At 67.8% G+C, this 17,004-nt stretch carries 13 protein-coding genes and 1 riboswitch; of the genes, 6 read left to right on the top strand and 7 right to left on the bottom strand.

The window, feature by feature from the left end; genetic code table 11:
• Window positions 1–45 precede the first annotated feature (45 nt).
• The 5 genes from KO481_RS31810 to KO481_RS31830 form a co-directional block, all read right to left on the bottom strand.
• Window positions 46–681: a DJ-1/PfpI family protein gene (locus KO481_RS31810; protein ID WP_372452154.1), complete on the bottom strand. Its 636-nt coding sequence runs from the start codon at window positions 679–681 to the stop codon at window positions 46–48.
• 114 nt (window positions 682–795) lie between these two features.
• Entirely contained in the window at window positions 796–1,386 is a 591-nt protein-coding gene (locus tag KO481_RS31815; protein WP_215922174.1) for a dihydrofolate reductase family protein, read from the bottom strand.
• Between the two features lie 185 nt (window positions 1,387–1,571).
• On the bottom strand, window positions 1,572–2,786 hold the full coding sequence (locus KO481_RS31820; protein ID WP_215922175.1) for an O-succinylhomoserine sulfhydrylase: 1,215 nt from the start codon (window positions 2,784–2,786) through the stop codon (window positions 1,572–1,574).
• Window positions 2,783–3,205, bottom strand: a complete 423-nt coding sequence (locus KO481_RS31825; RefSeq protein WP_215922176.1) for a rhodanese-like domain-containing protein — start codon at window positions 3,203–3,205, stop codon at window positions 2,783–2,785. Before KO481_RS31825 ends, KO481_RS31820 begins: the two co-directional genes overlap by 4 nt.
• Window positions 3,206–3,219: 14 nt before the next feature.
• Window positions 3,220–3,335: riboswitch (SAM riboswitch) on the bottom strand.
• A 46-nt stretch (window positions 3,336–3,381) separates the two neighbouring features.
• The gene (locus tag KO481_RS31830; protein WP_215922177.1) at window positions 3,382–3,828 is read right to left on the bottom strand and encodes an Rv0361 family membrane protein; all 447 of its coding nucleotides are present in this window, start codon (window positions 3,826–3,828) and stop codon (window positions 3,382–3,384) included.
• 280 nt (window positions 3,829–4,108) lie between these two features.
• Between KO481_RS31830 and KO481_RS31835 the strand changes: the two genes are divergently transcribed.
• The 3 genes from KO481_RS31835 to KO481_RS31845 all read left to right on the top strand — a co-directional run bounded on the left by KO481_RS31835 (window position 4,109) and on the right by KO481_RS31845 (window position 8,503).
• Window positions 4,109–5,497 (top strand): FAD-dependent oxidoreductase, encoded by a 1,389-nt coding sequence (locus KO481_RS31835; RefSeq protein ID WP_215922178.1) that lies wholly within the window; start codon window positions 4,109–4,111, stop codon window positions 5,495–5,497.
• An 82-nt stretch (window positions 5,498–5,579) separates the two neighbouring features.
• The gene (locus tag KO481_RS31840; protein ID WP_215922179.1) at window positions 5,580–6,440 is read left to right on the top strand and encodes an amidohydrolase family protein; all 861 of its coding nucleotides are present in this window, start codon (window positions 5,580–5,582) and stop codon (window positions 6,438–6,440) included.
• A 1,085-nt stretch (window positions 6,441–7,525) separates the two neighbouring features.
• Window positions 7,526–8,503: an alpha/beta hydrolase gene (locus KO481_RS31845; protein ID WP_372452158.1), complete on the top strand. Its 978-nt coding sequence runs from the start codon at window positions 7,526–7,528 to the stop codon at window positions 8,501–8,503.
• A gap of 36 nt (window positions 8,504–8,539) precedes the next feature.
• On the opposite strand, the gene KO481_RS31850 is transcribed toward KO481_RS31845, so the two are convergent.
• Complete coding sequence (locus KO481_RS31850) at window positions 8,540–9,991, bottom strand: wax ester/triacylglycerol synthase family O-acyltransferase (protein WP_308166844.1); 1,452 nt, start codon at window positions 9,989–9,991, stop codon at window positions 8,540–8,542.
• 271 nt (window positions 9,992–10,262) lie between these two features.
• Complete coding sequence (locus KO481_RS31855; protein ID WP_215922182.1) at window positions 10,263–11,225, bottom strand: purine-nucleoside phosphorylase; 963 nt, start codon at window positions 11,223–11,225, stop codon at window positions 10,263–10,265.
• 196 nt (window positions 11,226–11,421) lie between these two features.
• Here KO481_RS31855 and KO481_RS31860 point away from each other — a divergent pair, with 196 nt between their 5' ends.
• From KO481_RS31860 to KO481_RS31870, 3 genes are all read left to right on the top strand, one after another.
• Entirely contained in the window at window positions 11,422–12,519 is a 1,098-nt protein-coding gene (locus KO481_RS31860; RefSeq protein ID WP_215922183.1) for a CaiB/BaiF CoA transferase family protein, read from the top strand.
• A gap of 105 nt (window positions 12,520–12,624) precedes the next feature.
• Window positions 12,625–15,240: a helix-turn-helix transcriptional regulator gene (locus tag KO481_RS31865; protein ID WP_215922184.1), complete on the top strand. Its 2,616-nt coding sequence runs from the start codon at window positions 12,625–12,627 to the stop codon at window positions 15,238–15,240.
• Between the two features lie 1,173 nt (window positions 15,241–16,413).
• Window positions 16,414–16,836 (top strand): hypothetical protein, encoded by a 423-nt coding sequence (locus KO481_RS31870; RefSeq protein WP_215922185.1) that lies wholly within the window; start codon window positions 16,414–16,416, stop codon window positions 16,834–16,836.
• The last annotated feature ends 168 nt before the right edge of the window (window positions 16,837–17,004 follow it).

A 17,004-nucleotide genomic window follows, 5' to 3' on the forward strand; every position in this document is an offset into this window, starting at 1 on the left:
GCATCCGCGGCAGGCTGCATCCCGCTGATCCGGTCGCGCACACACTCATTCGGCCACCGCCCGCTGCGCCTCGTATTCGGCCAGCGTGTAGAAGCCCTTCGGGTCGTTGTCCCCGTACAGCGCATACCAGGCGTCGAGCACGTGCGGCTCGAAGACACCCAGCCGCGCGAAGATCTCCCGCGCGAATTCGACCGGACGCGTGCCGGTCGCGGTGATCAGATCGCCGCCGGTCACCGCCGTGTCCGCCACGTAGTGTTCCCCGCCCGAATATCCGCTCATGGCAAGGTATCCCGGATCGTTACTGGTGTGCGGCCGCTCGTCCAGCAGTCCGGCCGCGGCGAGCACGAACGTGGCGCCGCAGATCGCGGCCACCGGCGTACCGGCCGCCAGGAACTCGCCCGCCTTGGTCCCGAAGGCGGCCAGCGCGCCGGATTCCGCGATGGACGATCCGGGCAGGATCAGCATCGCGCTGTCGCCCGGCGCGAGCTCGTCCAGCGCGAGATCGGGCACGATGCGCATGCCGCCCATCGATGTCACCGCCTCGCGCGTGGGACCGACGGTTCGCACCCGCCAGGTCCCAGGTTCGCGATGCCACAGCGCGCGATTGATGCCCGCGGTGGCGTGCCCGACCTCCCAGTCAGCGAACGTGTCGTACACAGCCATATGCACTGTTCTCATCATGACAGCATGCTGTCATTATTGACAGCATGCTGTCAATGCCTGGACCGCACGGGGTCCGGCTCACCGACGACGCCCCCTCGACAATCGTTGGCGAGCCGGCCCGTGCGAGCCGCCTCAGGCGTCGGCGCCGTGCTGCGAGTCGGGCGCCCACTCGCTCTGCTGCGCCTGCGCAACCCGCCCATCGGGCCGCACCCGATAGACGATCTCGACCCCACCGCCCTCGAGCGGCTGCGTGCTCTCGAGCTCCAGCCCCAGATCGACGCTCACCGCGTCCGTCAGCCGCATGCCGCCGCCCAGCACGAACGGCACCACCACCAGACTCAGCTCGTCGAGCGCGCCGAGCGCCCGGAACGTCTCGATCGTGTGCGGCCCGCCGACCAGATGGACATCGCCACCCTGGTTGGCCGCCCGCATCGCCGCAAGCAGCCGGACCGGATCGCTCTCCACGGTCACGTGGTCGGGCGTGCCCTCGGGACGGTGCGAGCCCAGCACGAACACCTGCAGATCCGGCCACGGCCACCACTCGTTGGTCAGCGCCGGCTCGAAGGTGGTGCGGCCCATCAGCGCCGCCTCACAGGTCTCGAGGAATTCCACCATGCCGTGGCTGCCCTGGCCGTGCACCGGATCCACGACCTGCGGCGGCCACCCGTTCGGAGTCGTGATGTAGCCGTCGGCACTCATGCACAGGCGCGCCCTGATCCGCATGCAAGGATCCTTCCCACGTCGTCGGCCCGCACCCGGGCCGCACATTCACCGGACGCAGGTAGGACGGAACAGCTGGCACAAATTCATCGCCGGAACCGCGAAGCCGGCCGATGCGGACGCGGAGACGAAACAACCCTCATCGCCGAAACCGTTCGGCGACAAGGGTTGTGAATCGTCGGAATGCCTCAGCCGAGCGCCTGATCCAGATCGTTCAGCAGGTCCTGCACGTCCTCCAGGCCGATCGAGATGCGCAGCACGCCGTCGGTGATGCCCACGGCCGCACGGCCTTCCGGCCCCATCGCGCGGTGCGTGGTGGTGGCCGGGTGGGTGATCAGCGTCTTCGCATCGCCCAGGTTGTTGGAGATGTCGATGATGCGCAGCCGGTTCAGCACCTCGAAGGCGCGCTTCTTCCCCTCCTCCGGCCCCGAGGCCAGCTCGAAGGTGATGACGGTGCCGCCGCCGTCCATCTGCTGCCGGGCCAGCTCGTACTGCGGATGCGAGGGCAGGAAGGGGTATTTCACCCACGCCACCTCGGGCTGCTGCTCCAGGAATTCGGCGATCTTCAGCGCGGACTGCACCGAGTGCCGCACCCGCAGCGGCATCGTCTCCAGGCCCTTGAGCAGCGTCCACGCATTGAACGGGCTCAGCGCCGGACCGGTGTGGCGCATCAGGTTCTTCACCGGACCGTCGATGTACTCCTGGGAGCCCAGGATCGCGCCGCCCAGCACCCGACCCTGGCCGTCGATGTGCTTGGTGCCCGAATACACCACGACGTCCGCGCCCAGCTCCAGGCTGTGCTGCAGCAGCGGCGTGGCGAAGACGTTGTCCAGCACCACCTTCGCGCCGGCGGCGTGGGCCAGCTCGGACACCCGTCGCACATCCACCAGTGTCTGCATCGGGTTCGACGGGGTCTCGAAGAAGACCGCCTGGGTCGGCTCCGACAGCGCCGCCTCCCACTGGGACAGGTCCTCGCCGTCGACGAAGACCGTTTCCACGCCCCAGCGCGGCAGGATCTCGTTGCACACCACGAAGCACGAACCGAACAGGCTGCGCGCGGCGACCAGCCGATCGCCGTTGCCCAGCAGCGCGGCGAGGGCCGTGAAGACCGCGGACATGCCGCTCGCGGTCGCGAAGCACGCCTCGGCGCCCTCGATCAGGCGCATCCGCTCCTCGAACATGGCCACGGTCGGGTTGCCGTAGCGCGAGTACACGAAGTGCTCGATCTCGCCGGTGAACGACGCCTCGGCCGCCTCCGCGCTGGGGAAGACGAAGCCGGAGGTCAGGTACAGCGCCTCGGCGTTCTCCTCGAATCCGGACCGCCGCAGCCCACCGCGCACGGCCTGGGTCGCCGGGCCCACGCCCTCGGGCAGCGGCTTGTCGAACGCACCACCGGTGATCATGACTGCCTCCAGGCCAGACCCAGGGCGCGCCAGCCGGCGCCGCCGCGATGCCCGTTCGCGTCGAGCGGGCCCTCGAAGCCCTCGAGCACGTTGAAGGAGGGGGTGTATCCGGCAGCGGTCGAGGCGATCGCCGCGCCGATGGAGCGCTGCCCGGACCGGCACAGGAAAATCACCGGCGCGTCGCTGTCCGCCGCGCGCCCGGCCAGCGCCTGCTTCAGCTGGTCGGTGAATTCGCCGTTGGGTGCGCCGGTGCCGTCGACCCATTCGATCAGCGCCGTGGGCCGGTCGATGGCGCTGGTGTCGGGCACCCCGACGAACCGCCACTCGGCCTCGGTGCGCACATCGACCAACACCGCATCGGGGTTGTCGCGCAACAAATCCCACGCCTGCTGGGGCGTGATGTCACCTGCGTAAGTCACAGAACCTCCTCGCGAATCCGCACTTGCCGCGCCCGGAGCTGGGCGCGTGCCAGGTCGTCACCCGGAGCACCCCACCGCGGAGGAGGGTTGCCGACCAGCGAGCCGGGGCCTATCGCTGGCACTCATGACCTTCGATCGAGATTGCCTGGCCATGGGGCCACCTGTCAAACCCTCGTTCACGGCCGATCGCAGACGAGCCAGGTGCCCTGCGGCCGGGTCAGATTCCAGACCGAGGTGGCCGATTTCCCGTCGACCTTGCTGCTCACGGTCACCGTCGCGCGGTTGCCTTCGACGTGGGGATCCTTCAGGCCATCGATCGCGATGTCCTTTCCGGCCGCATCGGGACCCAGCGGTGAACGCGCCTGCTCGAATCCGGGGCACTCGGTCCCTGCCCGCTTCGCCGCATCGGTGCCGCGCTGCGCGTCGACGAAGGCATGCACCGCGTTCGCGATGCGATCGGCATCTGTGAGATTCTTCTCAGCGGGGTGCAGCAGCGCGGCGATCACGATACCCACGATGACCAGCACCGCGAGCACCGCGGCGGCCAGGAACGGCACCAGCGAGCGGACCGGCTCCCCCTGGTCGATCGGGGTCGGCTCGCCGGTGGTCTCCGCGTCACTCATGCACCGATCATCCCTGGTGGCGGGCGGGCCCGGAGAACGGACCCCGGCTCGTTCGCGCGATGCCGCCACAACCGGCCATAGCCGACACCGATAGAATCACCGCCGAGCCCGGTCCCGGCCGGGACGAACCGAATCCCCCCGAGCGGCAACGTTGCAGCATCGAACGGTATGAAGGATCGTCGGGTGTATCCCGGACCCAGCGTCAACTTAGCCTAAGCTAAGAGCGACGGCTAAGAATGACAGTGACGACAGAGTTCTCGACCAGAGGGTGCGCATCAGAATGACGGAAACAAGTGCAGGAACCCGCCCACTGCGCATCGCGATCGTGGGCGCCGGACCGGCGGGTATCTATGCCGCCGACGCGCTGATGAAGTCCGATGCCGAGGTCTCCATCGATCTGTACGAGCGCATGCCCGCGCCGTTCGGGCTGATCCGCTACGGCGTGGCGCCCGACCACCCGCGCATCAAGGGCATCATCACCGCGCTGCACAAGGTCCTGGACAAGCCGCAGGTGCGCCTGCTGGGCAATATCGACTACGGCACCGACATCACCCTGCCCGACCTGCACCGCTTCTACGACGCGGTGATCTTCTCCACCGGCGCCAACGCCGACCGCGCGCTCGGCGTCCCGGGCATCGACCTGGACGGCAGCTACGGCGCGGCAGACTTCGTCTCCTGGTACGACGGCCACCCCGACGTTCCCCGCACCTGGCCCCTCGACGCGGAGAAGGTCGCCGTCCTGGGCGTCGGCAACGTGGCCCTGGACGTGGCCCGCGTGCTGGCCAAGACCGGCGACGAGCTGCTGCCGACGGAGATCCCGCCGAACGTCTACGAGGGCCTCGTGGCCAACAAGGCGCTCGAGGTGCACGTGTTCGGCCGCCGCGGTCCGGCCCAGGCCAAGTTCACCCCGCTCGAGCTGCGCGAGCTCGACCACTCGCCCAATATCGAGGTCATCGTCGATCCCGAGGACATCGACTACGACGAGGGCTCCGAGGCCGCGCGCCGCCACTCCAAGCAGGTCGACATGGTCTGCAACACCATCGAGCAGTGGGCCATCCGCGACGTCGGCAACCGCCCGCACAAGCTGTACCTGCACTTCTTCGAGAACCCCGCCGAGATCGTCGGCGAGGACGGCAAGGTCGTGGGCCTGCGCACCGAGCGCACCCAGCTCGACGGCACCGGCAACGTCAAGGGCACGGGCGAGTTCCGCGACTGGGATGTCCAGGCCGTCTACCGGGCCGTGGGCTACCTGTCGCAGAACATCCCCCAGCTGCCCTTCGACGACCAGGCCGGCACCGTGCCCAACGAGGCCGGGCGGGTGCTGATCGACGAGGATGCCGACGGTTCCGCGCGCTACCTGCCCGCCACCTACGTCACCGGCTGGATCAAGCGCGGCCCGGTCGGCCTGATCGGCCACACCAAGGGCGACGCCAACGAGACCATCGCCTGCCTGCTCGACGACGCCGCCGCGTTCACCCCCGCGGCCGAGCCCGAGCTCGACGCCGTAACGAAGTTCCTGGAGGACAAGGGAATTCCGTTCACCACGTGGGCCGGCTGGTACCGCCTCGACGCCCACGAGCGCGCCCTGGGCGAGCCGCAGGGCCGCGAGCGCGTCAAGGTCGTCGAGCGCGAGGACATGCTGCGCGCCAGCGAGCCGCACAAGGCCTGAGCACCGGCTATCCCCTGCGGCGCTTACCGGGTCGGAAGTGCCGCATATGGATCCTGTCGGTGTCTCGAGGCATGCTGATCTCGTGTTCGATGCCCATGTCCATCTCGTCGATCCGCGGTTCCCGCTGATCGAAAACGAGGGCTTCCTGCCCCGGCCCTTCACCATCGCCGATTATCGAAAGCGCATGGCGCGCTTCGATATCGACGGCGGAGCCGTGGTCAGCGGGTCGTTCCAGGGTACCGACCAGGGCTTTCTGCGGGCCGCGCTGGCGGAGCTGGGTGAGGGCTGGGTCGGGGTCACCAATCTGCACCCCGACACCACCGACGCGGAGATCGTCGACCTGAGCCGCGCCGGGGTGCGCGCGCTGCGATTCAATCTCAAGCGCGCGGCCGGCGATATCGCGGAGCTCACCATGCTCGCCCTGCGGGCATACGCCGTCGCGGGCTGGCATGTGGAGCTGTACATCGACGGATCCATGCTCGGGTCGCTGGAACCGGTGATCAGCAAGCTGCCGGTGCTATCCATCGACCACCTGGGCATGTCCGACGAATGCCTGCCCTACCTGCTGGACCTCGTCGACCGCGGCGCCAAGGTCAAGGCGTCCGGATTCGGACGGGTGGCGATGAACGTGCCGACCGCGCTGCGCAGCATCCACCGGGTCAATCCGGAGGCGCTGATGTTCGGCTCGGACCTTCCCGGCATGCGCGCCGGGCGTCCGTTCCGCGACGCCGATGTCGAGCTGATCGGCGAGGCTATCGGCCCCGGCGTGCACCGGGTACTGGAGGACAATGCCCGTGCCTTCTACGGACTACCGGTCAAGGCCCGCCCCATGCACGAGTCCCCGCCGACGATGCCCCTGCCCCGGACCGAGCCACCGACGCTGCGCATGAGTCGATCCGAGTTGCCCGGCCCGCCCACGGAACCGCTCCCGATCATCGAATAGCGGCGCGGGCCCGATGGCCACCGAGTCCGGCGGTTTGCCCCGGCCGGGCCGGCGCCCGCGCGAGGCCTCGCGGCGGCTGGAAAGAACACTGGCACAGTGGTTTTCATGCGTACTCCCGAGGGGCGCGTGACCCGGTGGGGTAGCCGCGTCAGCGCTGAAACGAACTTGAAATGTACCCGTTCCAGTCCTACGCCGGGAGAGGTGGGCGCTGGCGCAATTGCGACACCGATCCGCCCGTCGAGCTATTAGGCAGCCCTGAATTATCCGGTTGCCGACCAATTCCCCGCGACGTTTCCGCTGGTAGAACGCGTTCTAGAACAATAGAAAGAATTGTCATCCAATCCTCTCGAGCTGTTCCGGTCGAAGTCGGCTGGCCTGTTTGCGCCGGAGCTGTTCCGATCCACGGTACGCGAATCACCGGCTACTCGATTTTTCAAGATCAATACCACTGGCATACGATCCTTCCAAATGGTAGCTGAATATTCGCTTATACCCGGGCGGCGATACGGAAGACCATTTTTCGGATTCTCTTGCGGCATATATTCAACCCTGCTACGTTCCCCTTCATCACTGACGGACCTGCGTTGGTGACGAGTTCTCGACCTCAGATTCCGGGATCGAGGGTTCGCTGCTGTTCGAATAAGGAGTTTTTGTCGTGGGTTCTCTTGCTGATGGCGCCCTACTTCCGGTCCTCGTCCCACTGCTGGGATCCGCGGTGGCCGGCGACGGCCTTTGGTCGACCTTTCTCGGCTCGCTTGGAAATATCGTCAAGTAGTGCCGGCAATGTGAATTATTCATCGGGTTCGGAATATCCGATCGACAATACGTAGGAGATAGACATGGGATCACTTCTGACCATTCTCGGAATGGGCACCGCAAGCGCTAACGCCAATATCCTGACCCCGATCACCAATGCGCTGGTCAGTCTCAGCGGGGGTACGCCACACACAAAGTAGTTACCGGTGGCCGATGCGGGGGAGCCGGCGAAACTCGGCCACTCCCCCGCGTCGACTCCGATGCCGACCTGACTCAGCTCTAGGACGTATACGTTGCGCGGTATTGCCTACCTGGCCGCATCTCTCTCATTGTCGGCCGTGCTGTGGGCCGCGAGCACGCCGGCCGCATCGGCCCAATCCGGCGCCCGAGTGGTGAGTGAAACCCGCGGGGCCGGACAGCTGACGAATATCAGCGTGTATTCACCATCCATGCAGCGCAATATCACGCTCGAGGTGTTGCACCCGACGGACACGACCCGGCCGGCCCCGACGTTGTATCTGCTGAACGGCGCCGGCGGCGGGGAGGACGCCGCGAACTGGCTGGCGCGCACCGATGCCGCGCAATTCTTCGCGGACAAGCACGTCAATGTCGTGATTCCCACCGAGGGCGCGTTCAGTTACTACACCGACTGGGACAAGCCCGACAAGGGACTGGCCAAGAAGCTGCACAACAACGGCCGGAACATGTGGGAAACCTTCCTCACCGATGAGTTACCGCCGGTTATCGACGCCACCTTTCACACGAACGGGGTCGATGCGCTGGCGGGCATCTCCATGGCGGCCACCTCGGTCCTGAATCTCGCGATCCAAGCGCCGCGGTTGTACCGCAGCGTCGCCGCGTACAGCGGCTGCGCGATGACCAGCGATCCCATCGGCCGGGCCATGGTCACGCTGGTGGTCAGCGACGGCGGCGCGGACGTGACGAATATGTGGGGCCATGTCGGCGGTCCGGAATGGCAGGCGCACGACCCGTATGTGAATGCCGCGCGCCTGCCGCACATTCCGATGTACATATCCAGCGGCAGTGGTCTGCCCGGCAAGCACGACACCCTGGCCGATCCCACGCTGAACAACAGCCAGGCCATGCTCGCCAATCAGATGGCGGTCGGCGGCATCCTCGAAGCGGCGACGAATTCCTGTACCGCCGCCCTCGCCGACCGGACTCGTCAGCTCGGCCGTACCGATATCGTCTACGACTTCCGCCCGACGGGCACCCACTCCTGGGGGTACTGGCAGGACGAGCTGCACCGATCGTGGCCCATGCTGGCATCATCGCTGGGCATCTGAGCTGCGCGGATGGCCCGGGGCGGCCACGCCCCGGCGTCACTCCCCCAATGACCCGGCCGCCTCGGCCAGCTGACGAAACGACCCGCGCAGCAGCTCGCCGTAATGCTCGAGATCCGGCATCATCTTGCTGTCGGCGCTGACCGATATCCACAACTCCTCGCCCTGCGAACTGACCAGATGACGTAGCCCGTCGCCATCGAATACCGGCAGCACACCGAACGCGCTCACACCCGGCAGGTCGAGAAATTCGAGCCGCTCGGTCACCGGGGGCACATTGCTGATCGTGGTATTCACCAGCGGCACGGTCTCGATATCGTCGAACGACTGCTGCGCCCGGACCCAGCCGACCAATCGCAACAACCATGCCGGAGAGGTGTGCAGCCGGGCTTCGCGTCGCAGGACATCGGCATTGGCCCAGCGCTCTTTCTCCCGTCGCGCCGAGACCTGAATTGCTTGTAAACGAGAGAGGGAATCGGCGATGTCGGTGTGTAGATCGACCGACATCAGGCAGAGCTGATTCGCCGAATTCCACCGCGCCGTGCCGCGCATCGACATGGGGACCATTGCACCCAGCGACGCCGCGGGAGTCTCACCCCGCTCGCGGAGATAGGCATCGAGCGCACCGGATATCACGGCCAGCATGAGGTCGTTGACGGTGGTGCGGCCGGGCATTGCCGCCTTCAGATCGAGCACGGCCCGCAGTGGAATGGGAATCAAGTCGAAGACGAGTTCCGAGCGAACCGCATGATTGAAGCGGGTGGCGGGACGATGGGCGATCGGTTCGTAGAGTGCCTTCGCCGCTACGCCGGCCGCCGCCGCCTGTGCGGCCCGGCGGGTTCGAATCAATCCCGCCACGAACCGCACACAGCGATAGGGCAGGAGGCCGGCCGAACGCAGCAATGCCGTCGACTCGGACCAGGAATGGTGGTCCACCGTGGGCGCGGGCGGAATATCGACGGCGCCGAAAAGCTTCGACTCCAGCGTCCGTGTGCCCATGCCGTCGGCGGCGCTGTGATGGAATTTGAGCACGACCACTGTCACCGCGGGATATCCCGGAAAGCGGGCGACGCGTTCGAAGATATGGATCTCCCACGGCGGGCGCGAGAGATCCATTCGGGTGGACGCGATCGCGGCGATACGCCGCCGGATCTCGTCCCAATCGAACACCTCGGGACCGTTCAGCGTCACATGATCGGCGAGACGGAACCCGGCATCGGGCACCCAGTACGGCAGATCCAGATCCCCGGGTATCCGCGCGAGCCGCCGGTGAAAAATCGGCGAGTGCCCCAGACGATCCCGCACCCAGGCGTGCACCTGTTCGGTACCGAACGGAGTTACCTCACCCCGCGACCTGTCGAATACGTAGGCGGCGGCAATATTGGCCGGATGGCGCTGATGCTCCTCGTAGACGAATACCGCATCGCGTGCGGACAACTGCTGGGCGGTGACATGTAATCCGGGTGGTTCGGCCGCCGAATTCTTCTTCACACTCAACCATCTCTCGCTCTGGCCGACGGAATGCATACAGCCATTCCGCACGTCACTGTACTGCCGTCGGGGCGGTCGAGGAGGTGCAGTCGGCGGTCCGGGACGGGCGTACCGCCGAGGAGCGAAGCTTCCAGCTGATACTTTTCCAGCATCAAAGTTCGCCGCAATCACCACACAGGGTATCGTTCAGTTAAATCTGTTCACTAAACGTCGTTTAGAACCGGTCGCCAGCACCCGATCATTCGGTAACCGAATGTGTGCCATCGGCGGATCAGTTCAGGTCCGGATGCTGAATCAGGTAGTTCGCCGCAGCCAGCCCCACACGATAGGCGTTCTCCACCGAAATCGTGAATCCGGCGTAGTTGCCCTTCAGCATGTCGGTCACCGATCCGCCGCTCGCGGGCTGGTCGAAGTTGCTCGCGGTACGAAGGTCCACATATCGGTTCAGTTTCCCGGCGCGGGCCAGGGCGCCGGCGGTGGCGTTGTCCTCCATCTGAGACGTGCAGTAGTGGCCCTGTCCGCCGGTCTGCATGCCCACGATGTACGCGGTCTGCGCCGAGGAGACCGCGCCGGACCAGAAGTTGTCGCCGGTGGCCGTATCGCATTCGGTGACAAAGGGTTTGTCGTGCCCGGCCTGCCCCGGGTAGGCGGCGCGGACCGCCGCGAGGCTCGGATCGTCGGCGAGGGCGACCTCCTTGGTGTTGCGGTAGACCGCGTCCACGAGCCGCGCGTCGAGCTCGTACTCCTGGGTCACCGGCTTGTCCATGTCGCCGAGCGGCAGGTAGCCCAGCGGCACCGACGGATCGTCCTGCGGCAGAATGTGATGGCCGAGATCGACGTCGACAATGCGGCGCGCCCAGGCCGCGAAGCCGAGCGTCCCGACGTCGGGCGGCGTGCCCGCGATGCCCGCGGTGATGAAATACGCCTTGTCCAGGTCGAGTTTCGGGCTGGCCAGGACCGCGGAGACCGAGAGCGCGGCATCGACCTTGCCCTCATCGGTGACCATCATGCACATGCCGGAGTCGTTGCAGCGCACCGGCGTTCGCACGCCCGGCACCGAAATCTCGTGAGTCCACTTCTGATTGTCGACCCAGGGCTTGGCCTCCGGATCGAACATGGTGATGACCATCGCCTTCACCCCGACGCGCGCGTCGCCGGAGTGCGACGAGCAGCCCGCCGCGGTCAGGCCGAAGGCCAGGACCGAGACCACCGTTGCCACCGTTCTACCGAACACCGGACCTCCGTCGTCGAATGAGTCGAATGATGCGGCCACTCAGGCATACCGCATGGACCACACGGAATCGGGGAGGTCGCGGGTAGTACGTGTTCGATGCCGCACCCCAGTGACGCAGCCCACGGTCACCGCTTATTGTCGGAGTGTCAACATCGCCGGTGTGGCGGTGCGCAGGAACGACGAACCGAGGTAGGACGTGAGCACACCATCCACCACCAGGCAGGGCCCCCTCGCGGGCATCCGGGTTGTCGAGCTGGCCGGGATCGGACCCGGCCCGCACGCGGCGCTGCTGCTGGCCGACCTCGGCGCGGACGTCGTGCGGGTGCAGCGACCCGGCATGCTGCCCGGATTCATGGAACGCGCGCAATGGCGCGGGCGCACCATCGTCGAGGCCAACCTCAAGGATCCGGCGGACATCGAGCAGGTGCTCGGGCTGATCGAGAAGGCCGATGTGCTGCTCGAGGGCTTCCGTCCCGGCGTGACCGAACGCATGGGCCTGGGCCCGGACGTCGCGCTCGAGCGCAACCCGCGACTGATCTACGGGCGCATGACCGGCTGGGGCCAGTTCGGTCCGCTGGCCGACCGCGCCGGACACGACATCAACTACATCTCGCTCACCGGTGTCCTGCACGCGATCGGCCACAAGGACGAGCGGCCGGTGCCGCCGCTGAACATGGTCGGCGACTTCGGCGGCGGCTCGATGTTCCTGGTGTTCGGCGTGCTGGCCGCGCTGGTGGAGCGGCAGGGCTCGGGTAGGGGGCAGGTCATCGACGCCGCCATGATCGACGGCGCCCTGGCCCTGTCGCACATGATCTGGGGCATGAAGGGCGTGGGCCTGTGGTCCGACGAGCGGGGCACCAACCTGCTCGACACCGGCATGGCCTTCTACGACACCTATGAGACCTCCGACGGCAAGTACATGGCCGTGGGCTGCATCGAACCGCAGTTCTACGCCGAATTCCTGAAGGGCCTCGAGATCGATCCGGCGGGGCTGCCCAATCAGCTCGACCCGAGCGGGCAGGATCAGCTGCGCAAGCTGTTCACCGAGAAGTTCAAGACCCGCACCCGCGCGGAGTGGACCGCGGTCTTCGACGGCACCGATGCCTGCTGCACCCCGGTGCTGACGATGACCGAGGCCGAGCAGAACGAGCACATCGTGGCCCGCACCGGACTGATCGAGATCGAGGGAGTGGTACAGCACGCGCCCGCGCCGCGATTCTCCCGGACGCCGGGCGGGATCCCGACGCCGCCGCCGTCGGCCGGAACGCCGATCGACCAGGTGTGGCCGGACTGATTCGCGCCCGTGGCCGGGCCTTCGGGCCCGGCCTCGCCCGATCCACTTGCGACCGTGGGGGTTCGAGTTCCCCGGACAGAATCATGAGGCACTAAAGTAAATTCCATGGCGCGGAACTGGCCGATGATCGAGCGCGGCAGCGAACTGGAATCGCTCCGCGCGGCCCTCACCGGCTCCAAATTCGTCGGTGCGGTGCTCACCGGCGACGCGGGGGTCGGCAAGACCACCCTGGCCCGGCAGGCCGCGGCCGCAATCGGCGGCAACATTCGCTGGGTCGCGGGGACCGAGTCGGCGCGCAGCATCCCGCTGGGTGTGTTCGCGCACATGGTCGGCGTGTACACCGCGCACGATCCGGTGACGTTCATGGCCGCCGCGCGCGAGGCGCTGCTGGCCGACGGGCACACCATCATCGGTGTCGACGACGCCCACCTGCTCGACCAGCTGTCCGCGACGCTGCTGCTGCAGCTGGCAATCGACAAGGCGGCGCACATCGTCTGCACGGTCCGCAGCGGAGTCGCCGTGCCGGACGCGGTGACCTCCCTGTGGAAGGACGGTCATCTGCTGCGGATCGACCTGTCTCCCTTCAGCGAACGCCAGAGCGTCGAACTCGTCGAGTCCATGCTCGGCGGTCAGCTCGAGGGCTTCACCGCCAACCTGATGTGGGAATCCTCCGGCGGCAACGCGCTTTTCCTGCGGCATCTGGTCGAGGGCGCGCTCGAGGCGGGCACGTTGCGGCAGGTCAACGGCGTCTGGCAGCTGCGCGGCCGGGCGGCGGTCACCTCGGAACTGGCCGCGCTGCTGGAGGATCGGGTCGAACAGCTCCCCGACGACGTGCTGCGCGTACTGGAGCTGCTGACGTTCTGCGAGCCCATCGATCTGGACGTGCTGGCCGAGCTGGCGGGCGAGGAGGCGGTCGAATCCGCCGAATCGCGCGGCGTCGTACGGATCGTCCAGAATGCCCACCAGCTGCTGGTGCGCTACAACCACCCGCTGTTCGGCGAGGTGATCCGCCGGCGCCTCGGCATCGCCTCGGCCCGGCGGTTGCGCGGGCGGCTGTATTCCTCGCTGCGAGAGCGCCCGATCAAGTCGGCCTCCGATCGCATCCGGCTGGCCGAATTGGCCCTGGACAGTGACAAATCCGCCGATCTCGAGCTGTTCGAGGCCGCGGCGGAGGACGCCATCGGCCTGGCCAATCTGCCCCTCGGCGAGCGCTTCGCCCGGGCCGCGGTGGAGCGCCAGGGCGGGGTCGAGTCGGCCGATCTGCTCGCCCGGGCGCTGCTGTGGCAGGGCCATCGGATCGAGGCCGAGCGCACTCTGGCCAGCTTCGACGCCGACCAGCTCAACCAGGTGCAGCTGGCGCGCTGGGGCAGCACCCGGGTCGCGAATCTGTTGTGGGCCATGGGCGATGCCGATCGCGCCGAGGAGGTGCTGGCGCTGGTCCGCGGCAAGGTCACCCACCCGAAGATCCAACTGATCCTGCAGGGCCTGGCCTCCGCGTGCGCGGTCAACGAAAACCGTTTGCAGGACGCCTTCGTCGACGCCGAGCACGTCATGTCCGCCGACGAGGCGCCGCCGTGGGCGGTGTGGTGGGCAGCGTTCGGCGGCAGCCTGGCGCTCGCGCTGATGGGGCGGGGCGATGCCGCGCGCGTGTATGCCGAGCGCGGGCATCAGGTGGAGTCGCACATCGACGGGCTCAACCGGTTCATGTCGACCCATGCCGAGGTGCTTGCGCTGACCCTCACCGGCGATCTGACCGCCGCTCGCCGTTGTGCCACGGCGTATTTCGGCTATTCGGCCCCCGGGCAGTACCTGGCGTGGGGCTTCGCGAAGATCCTGCAGGGCACCGTGGATGTGGCACAGGGCCACTTCCCGGACGGGGTGGAAAATCTCGAGCAGGCGCTCGCGGCGTTGACCGCCGAGGGCGCGGCCGCCTGGATGTTCCCGGCGAGAATCCGTCTGGCCGAGGCATATTCGGCACTCGGGCGCGCGGCCGAGGCCGCCGAGACCATCGCCGAGGCGGCCGAGCGCGGCGGGCGGCACAGCGCGGTGTACGAGCCGCAGCTCGAGCTCGCGCGGGCCTGGCAGGCCGCCGCCGAGGGCACCCTGACGCCCGCGGTGCGCCTGGCCATCGGCGCGGCCGACGCCGCCGCGCGCGCGAATCAGCATGCGGTGGAGGCGATGGCGCTGCACACCGCGGCCCGCTTCGGCGACCATACGGTCGCCGGTCGCCTCGCCGATCTCGCCGCCCGCATCGACGGGCCGCTGGTGCAGATCCAGGCTCGCCACGCCGTCGCCGTCGCCTCCCATGATGGTCCCGGATTGGATACCGCGGCAACGGAATTCGAGGCGATCGGGGCACTGTTGTCCGCGGCCGACGCCGCCGCCCAGGCCGCCTCGGCACACGAGCGGTCCGGCGACCGCCGCCGGCTGCTGGAATCGGCCGCCACGGCGAACCGGCTTGCCGCGGCGTGCGGCGGCGCGGGCACCCCGGCGCTGCGCCAGTCCGCGCAGCCGCTGCCGCTGACCGCCCGCGAGCGCGAGATCGCCAATCTGGTCGCGGCGGGCCTGTCGAACCGCCAGATCGCCGATCGGCTGACCGTTTCGGTGCGGACCGTCGAGGGGCACCTGTATCGCGCGTGCATCAAGCTCGATGTCACCGATCGCGAGGCGCTCGCCGAATTGATGCGCGGCGAGCCACCGAGCGGCAAACAGCGAAACTAATTCGGTCGTCCGACATAACCGCAGATACCGCCTGCTTAGATGAGTCTTCAATCAGCTGGCGGCCATCGTTCTGGGGACCATCCCGCTGGCACTCGCGGTGGGCTGCTCCACCAGCCATCCCTCGGCTCGGTCCGGCCCGAAATCCGCGGCGTCCATCCCGTCCGCACCGGCACGGCAGCCCAGCATCCACCAGCGGCAGCCCGACACCGCGACCACACCGCCTGCGGCCGGCGCGCTAGAAGTGGCCCCCGCCCCGCACCCGACCACTTCGCAGCCCGGCGTCATCGCGCATCCGGGCGGCGGCAACCTCCTGCAGAGCCCGGGCCCGGTGTGACCGCACCGCCGGTGCCCGTGCCGCTCACCGCGCCGCCCGCCCCGGACTACGCCGTCCCGCAGAAGTTCCGCGCCATCCCCGACACCGACGCGGCCCCTCGCGATCAACGTCCAGGACCTGCACGCCCCCACGGTGGTCGCCCCGGTCGCACCCTGCGCGTGGGCGCGTCCATCGCCCCGGTCCCGGACGACGTCCCCGACTCCCTCCTGAACCCCGCCAACAGCGCGGCCGCCGACACCGAGGCCGCCATCGCCACGGGCCTCGACTCGGTCGGCATCAACGCCAGCCACTCGGACAAGATCGCGGGCCTGACCATCGCCGGAGTCGAACCTCTGCCCACCGCGGTTCCGGAGCCCGGTGGGGGCAGGTCCCGTAGGTCCTGGCCACAGGATCCGGCGACGCTCCAACAAGTTCAGCAGGACAACGGAACTCGACTCGCCGTAGCGAACGGCGGCAGACCCCTCGCGGGGCACTCTCGCGAGGTTCTCGGTATGACGCTGCGGCACAACGGGTCAGCGCCGGGCCGCGGCGGCATCACCTCGGGCCGCGGAGGACCAGGAATGTCATCCATGCCGCGTAGAGGATGCCGGCGAACACCAGGAGACCGATCGCCGAGAACAGCAGATCCATCTCGGAAGTGTAGACATTGGCAAGAGTGGGTAGTGAGGTATCGGCCATATAGCTACAGGGGGTCACCACCAATTACGATGCTGCACGAGGCGATCCGACTATCCGGCATCGCTGCTCGACGCAGATCAGCGGTGCGCACCCGGGCCGGAGGCGACAGCGGGGTGTGACCATTCGATCCCCCGGAGGCACCGCGGATCGACAACAGGAGGGTGGTTACCGAGGTGGCCCAGGGATATCGCAAGGTAGCGGCTGCTGTCGGGGCCGGCATGGTGGCGCTGGTGGCGTGCGCCGGCATCGCACTGGCCGATCCGTCGGGGCCGGTGCAGCCGGGTGTCACCGTACCCGTCGCTCCGGTCACGCCGACGGCACCCGCCCCGGGCGGCGATCAGTCCGCCCAACTGCATTCCGCCACACCGCAGAACGACAACTCGGGTTACACGCGCCGCCGATCTCCGGCCACGCCCACCACCACCGCGCCGCCCTCGCCGCGCGAGGTTCACATCGGCCCCCTGAGCGCCCCCGTCCCGAACGCGGTTCCCAACTCGATCGTCGACGGCGTCAACCAGACGAATCAAGACCTGCAGAACGTCATCAGCCCGTCCACCACCCCAACCCCGCAGCCGAAGCGCTGACCGCGGCGGCCGACACGCCACCACGAGGACGGCTCTCCGTTCGAAAGCCGCTGAGCCGTGCGGCATCCGGTCCGGGTGCCGCACACAGGGAATAAGGCCGGCCCGCCGAAACCCGGGTGCGCTCGATCACCAGCCGCACCCTCATACCCGTACGCGGTCCGGTCCGGG

The organism is Nocardia albiluteola (assembly GCF_018860155.1).
GTDB classification, from domain to species: domain Bacteria; phylum Actinomycetota; class Actinomycetes; order Mycobacteriales; family Mycobacteriaceae; genus Nocardia; species Nocardia albiluteola.

Excerpts from the sequence above, each read along its gene's own strand:
- KO481_RS31810 (WP_372452154.1), bottom strand. The coding sequence starts at position 681 with ATGATGAGAACAGTGCATATGGCTGTGTACGACACGTTCGCTGACTGG.
- KO481_RS31815 (WP_215922174.1), bottom strand. The coding sequence starts at position 1,386 with ATGCGGATCAGGGCGCGCCTGTGCATGAGTGCCGACGGCTACATCACG.
- KO481_RS31820 (WP_215922175.1), bottom strand. The coding sequence starts at position 2,786 with ATGATCACCGGTGGTGCGTTCGACAAGCCGCTGCCCGAGGGCGTGGGC.
- KO481_RS31830 (WP_215922177.1), bottom strand. The coding sequence starts at position 3,828 with ATGAGTGACGCGGAGACCACCGGCGAGCCGACCCCGATCGACCAGGGG.
- KO481_RS31835 (WP_215922178.1), top strand. The coding sequence starts at position 4,109 with ATGACGGAAACAAGTGCAGGAACCCGCCCACTGCGCATCGCGATCGTG.
- KO481_RS31865 (WP_215922184.1), top strand. The coding sequence starts at position 12,625 with ATGGCGCGGAACTGGCCGATGATCGAGCGCGGCAGCGAACTGGAATCG.